The organism is Dolichospermum planctonicum, from assembly GCF_005402965.1.
GTDB classification, from domain to species: Bacteria; Cyanobacteriota; Cyanobacteriia; order Cyanobacteriales; family Nostocaceae; genus Dolichospermum; species Dolichospermum planctonicum.
On the sequence record NZ_BJCF01000108.1, the window covers coordinates 1 to 1,391 of the forward strand.

Here is a 1,391-nt window from a genome sequence, read left to right on the forward strand (position 1 = left end):
TTAGAATTAGCAATTACTTGGGTAAATAGAATCCTCTTTCTCAAACTATTAGAAGCACAATTAATTAAATATCATCAAAATGATTTAGCTTGGGGATTTTTGAATTTAAATAAGGTGCAAAATTATGATGATCTTAATAGTCTATTTTTTAGTGTATTAGCACGAAAACCAGAAGACAGAAACGAGGGTTTTAAAAACAAATTTGCTCATGTTCCTTATTTAAATAGTTCTTTATTTGAACCTACGGAAATGGAACAAGCAACAATTTTTATTAGTAATTTGAGAAATGAGAAATTAGAAATTTTTCCTGCTACTGTCTTAAAAGATAATAACGGGAAAAAACGATTTGGTGAAATTAACGCTTTAGAATATTTATTTGAATTTCTGGACGCTTATGATTTTAGTAGTGAAACTGGGGAAGAAATTCAAGAGGAGAATAAAAGATTAATTAATGCGTCTGTACTGGGTTTAATTTTCGAGAAAATTAATGGTTATCAAGACGGTTCTTTCTTTACTCCCGGTTTTATTACTATGTATATGTGTCGGGAAACAATTAGAAAAGCGGTTGTTCAGAAGTTTAATGAAGTTAAAGGTTGGAGTTGTGAAAATATTGATGATTTATATGATAGGATAGAGGATAAAAAAGATGCTAATACGATTATTAATAGTTTAAAAATATGTGATCCTGCGGTAGGTTCAGGACATTTTTTAGTTTCGGCTTTGAATGAAATTATCGCAATTAAAAGCGAATTGAAGGTTTTACTGGATAGGGAAGGTAAAAGATTGAAGGAATATCAGATTGAAGTTGTGAATGATGAGTTAATTGTGATTGATGAGGATGGTTTATTATTTGAGTATAATCCTAAAAGTCAAGAAAGTCAACGGGTGCAGGAAACTTTGTTTTATGAGAAACAAAGGATTATTGAAGGTTGTTTATTTGGGGTGGATATTAACTCTAATTCTGTGAAAATATGTCAGTTGCGGTTATGGGTTGAACTTTTGAAAAATGCTTATTATAAGACCTCACCCCTAAATAGGGGAGAGTTGGAGACTTTACCTAATATTGATATTAATATTAAATGTGGTAATTCTTTAATTAGTCGTTTTGCTTTAGATAGTGATTTGCGACCAGCTTTAAATAGAAGTAAATACAGTATGGAAAGTTATAGAAATGCTGTTAAAACTTACCGCAATGCTGAAAATAAGGAGCAAAAGCGGGAAATGAAAAAATTGATTGCTGATATTAAGGGTAATTTTAAAACAACTTTAGGATTAAGTGATGTCAATAAGACTAAGTTAAGAAGGTTAGAGGGTGAGGTTGAGAATTTGGAGAATCAAATTTTTTTGATTCCAGAAACTAAAGCTGAGAGAACGAAGCGGGAGAAAAAAAT

1 protein-coding gene is annotated in these 1,391 nt (G+C 30.7%); it reads left to right on the forward strand.

Annotated elements, in window-relative coordinates; genetic code table 11:
- Positions 1-1,391, forward strand: a 1,391-nt coding sequence (locus tag FFO06_RS20610; protein WP_137909693.1) for a type IIG restriction enzyme/methyltransferase, incomplete at both ends; no start/stop codon positions are given.